This window comes from Schnuerera sp., from assembly GCF_035459645.1.
GTDB lineage: Bacteria > Bacillota > Clostridia > Tissierellales > Tepidimicrobiaceae > Schnuerera.
Genome location: NZ_DATHXO010000109.1, coordinates 1 through 3760 on the forward strand (window position 1 = coordinate 1; position 3760 = coordinate 3760).

The following is a 3760-nucleotide window of genomic DNA, read 5'->3' on the forward strand; positions in this document are numbered from 1 at the left end:
TATAATTTGAAACCATATTAATCGTCCAATCAAAAGAATAAAAATCCAAGTAGAAATAAAAACATATTTCAATATTCTATTATGTATTATATTTTTTTGAAATCTTTTCATAAAAATCCCCCAATCAATTGCTAATAATAGTATTACCAATTGATTAGGGTTATATAATATTTATTTATTCAATATAGAATTAATTTTTGTAACTATTATATCAATTGCTACTTTATTAAATCCTCCTTCTGGGATTATTATATCTGCATACTTTTTGGTAGGTTCAACAAATTGAAGATGAGCAGGTCTAACTGTATTCATATATTGATGGATAACCGAATCTAAAGTTCTACCTCTATCTTTTATGTCTCTTTGGATTCTTCTTATAACCCTTACATCAGAATCTGTATCTACGAATATTTTTATATCACAAAGATTCCTAATATCATCGTTGTTTAAAATCAATATTCCTTCTAATATAATTATCTCTTTTGGGTAAACGGTTATTGTTTCTTTTTTCCTTGTATGTCGTTCAAAATCATATATAGGCTTTTCAATTGGCTTGTTATTTAACAAATCCTTTAGATGCGCTAATAAAAGATTGTTATCAAAAGCAAAAGGGTGATCGTAATTAGTTTTAACCCTTTTATCAAAGGACAAATGGTTTTGATTTTTATAATATGAATCCTGCTCGATTATAACTACATTCTTTCTATGAATCGATTTTAATATTTCCCTAGAGACTGTACTTTTTCCAGAACCAGTGCCGCCAGCAATGCCAATAAGTAACCTTTTATCCATCAAATCAATCCTCCCTACTCCTTCTCATTATAAACCAAGGTTTTACAGGTTTTGTCATCTTAATTTTAAATATCTGCTGAGGATGGGGAGCAACATCAATCTCCTTACCTTCTTCATCCCACATATTTTTTATTGTTTGAGTAAAATATTCTTTTCCAGGTCCAAATATTTCAACCTCATCGCCAACAAAAATTCTATTTCTTTGTTCAATGGTTGCTATATTGCTTTCTTCGTCATAGTCCAAGACTAAACCTACATAATCGTATCCCCTTATATATGAACTTGAAGTATAAACTTGATCTTCTTCATTAGGTTTGTCAAAATAGAATCCAGTGGTAAAATCCCTATGGCTAGCCTTCTTAATTTCATCTATCCATTCCTTTTTAAATCTATAATTTTCTGGATCATTAAAAAATTCATCAATAGCCATTCTATATGAACGTATAACTGTTGCTACATAATAAGAGCTCTTTACTCTTCCTTCAATTTTAAAACTTCTAATACCAGCATGAATAAGTTCAGGGATATATTCAATCATGCATAAATCTTTTGAATTAAATATAAAAGTACCTTTCTCATCTTCAAATATTGGAAAATATTCTCCAGGTCTTTTTTCTTCGACTAAATTATACTTCCATCTGCAAGGATGAGCACAGTCTCCTCTGTTAGCATCTCTACCTGCCATATAGTTGCTTAATAAGCATCTTCCGGAGTACGATATACACATGGCACCATGGACGAAGGTTTCTATTTCTAAATCTTCTGGAACTTTTTCGATGATTTCTTTAATTTCTTTAAATGATAATTCCCTTGCTAATACAATCCTTCTAATGCCTAAATTATACCAAAACATTATAGTTTCATAATTGGTAACACTAGCTTGAGTACTCAAATGTATGGGCAAATCTGGAACAGTTCTTTTTATTATAGAAAATATTCCAGGATCTGATACTATAACCCCATCAACTTTTGCTTCATGCAATTCTAATACATACTCTTCAAGCCCTACTAAATCATCGTTATGGGGTACTATATTCATAGTTACATATACTTTCTTTCCTCTATTGTGAGCAAATTCTATTCCTTCTTTTATCTCATCTATACTGAAGTTTTTTGAAGCTTTTCTTAGTCCAAACTGTTCTCCGCCTAAATATACTGCATCAGCACCATAGGTTATGCTCATTTTTAACTTTTCTAAATCACCTGCTGGTGCTAATAATTCTGGTTTTTTCAAGTTTTTCACTCCTCTCTGTAAGTTAAAGCTACTCCATCTCCAATTGGAATTATAGATGATTCATAGCCTTCCAAATGGTTTATATACTTTAAATATTCTCTCAATCTTTTAACAATGGTTTTCTTCCTTCTGATAACCAGTTTATCGGAAGCGACCATTCCTCTGAACAAAACATTGTCAGACATTATTATTCCTTTGCTTTCAAGTAAATCTATGCAATAATTGAAAAAATCTAGATACTGTCCTTTAGCAGCATCTAAAAATATAAAATCAAATTTTCCTTTTAAAGTTGGAAGGATTTCATTAGCTTCACCATAAAGTATTTTAATTCTATTCTTATATTTTGTTTTTTTTATATTTTCTTCTGCCAATTCTACCATATCCAATCTTCTTTCAATAGTGGTAATATTACAATCTTCTTCTGTAGAACCGCCCATTATAAGGGCCGAATATCCAATGGCAGTTCCTATCTCTAATATATTTTTAGGTTTTGATATTTTTAATAATACTTTTAATAGTTGAGCCACTTCTCTTTCTACAATTGGAATATGGTTATCCCTTGCATAATCTTCCATTTCTTTTAAATATCCTTTATGCTCTGGTATTATAGTTCGGATATATTCTTCAATATATTCTTCATTTATATGGTTCAATCTGAGTCTACCTCCTTGGCATAAATTAATACGTGGTTATAACCACGTATTAATTCTAAAATCAAATCTCATTTGTTTGGATTTGCATTTAAATGTTCTTCATAGGTTCTAGAAAATGTATGAGCTCCTGTTCCATCTTCCTTAGTTCTGAAATATAGATAATCTACTTCAGCAGGATTTATAGCTGCAATTAATGACTTTTTCCCTGGTGATGCTATAGGCGCTGGAGGCAATCCTTGATAAATATAAGTATTAAAATCCGACTCTATCTGTGTATCCTTTTCCGACAATACTTCTTTTCTTTCACCTAAAACATATTGAACAGTTGCACAAGATTGTAAAAGCATATTTTCTTTTAATCTATTATGAAAAACAGCAGATATTAGTTCTCTTTCTTCATCTAGTTTACCTTCTCTTTCTATTATGGAAGCTAATGTAACTATTTCATTTAATGATAAATCAAGATTCCCCATGTTTTGCTGAATTTCTTTTTCATATATATCAACAAATTGAGATAACATTTTACTAATTAATTCTTCTTCAGAAGAATTAATATATATTTCATAAGTTGACGGGTATAAAAAACCTTCTAAGCTTTGACCATCTGCCAATTCCTTCAAAATAGGATATTTATCTTGAAAATGCTTTTTATCAGAAGTCAATTCTAAAAATATTTCTTTATCAACTATTGCTTCTTCAGACAATTTATCAGCCATTTGTCGTATTTCATAACCTTCTGGTATTGTAATTTTTATAACGTTATTATCTTTACCACCTTTTGATAATTCATTGATTATACTATTAACATTCATACCTGTATTTAATGTATAAGCTCCTGCCTTCAAATTACCATCAGCATTTTTGTTTTTAACTGCTACCTTAAATATAAATTCATTCTTAATTAAACCTTCTTCTTTTAATATGCTGGCTATTTTACTAGAACTGCTACCCTCAGGTATTTCAATACTTATATCTTTTGGTTCTTCCGATGAAACTGCCATAAGCCCATCTTTATAATATTTCCCTATTAGGAGAATAACCAATATAATAAACAATATAGATAACAAAATCTTAATCTTAC

General features: G+C 29.8%; 4 protein-coding genes. All 4 read right to left on the bottom strand.

Going from position 1 to position 3760, the window contains the following annotated elements; genetic code table 11:
• Nucleotides 1–171 precede the first annotated feature (171 nt).
• On the bottom strand, nt 172–792 hold the full coding sequence (gene udk, locus VK998_RS02585) for a uridine kinase (protein ID WP_325225143.1): 621 nt from the start codon (nt 790–792) through the stop codon (nt 172–174).
• 4 nt (nt 793–796) lie between these two features.
• The gene (locus tag VK998_RS02590) at nt 797–2026 is read right to left on the bottom strand and encodes a peptidase U32 family protein (RefSeq protein WP_325225145.1); all 1230 of its coding nucleotides are present in this window, start codon (nt 2024–2026) and stop codon (nt 797–799) included.
• 5 nt (nt 2027–2031) lie between these two features.
• Nucleotides 2032–2679 carry an O-methyltransferase gene (locus VK998_RS02595; protein WP_325225147.1) on the bottom strand — a complete coding sequence of 216 codons (648 nt, stop codon included), beginning with the start codon at nt 2677–2679 and terminating at the stop codon, nt 2032–2034.
• 68 nt (nt 2680–2747) lie between these two features.
• The coding region (mltG, locus tag VK998_RS02600) for an endolytic transglycosylase MltG (RefSeq protein WP_325225149.1) at nt 2748–3760 on the bottom strand (1013 nt) is incomplete at its 5' end.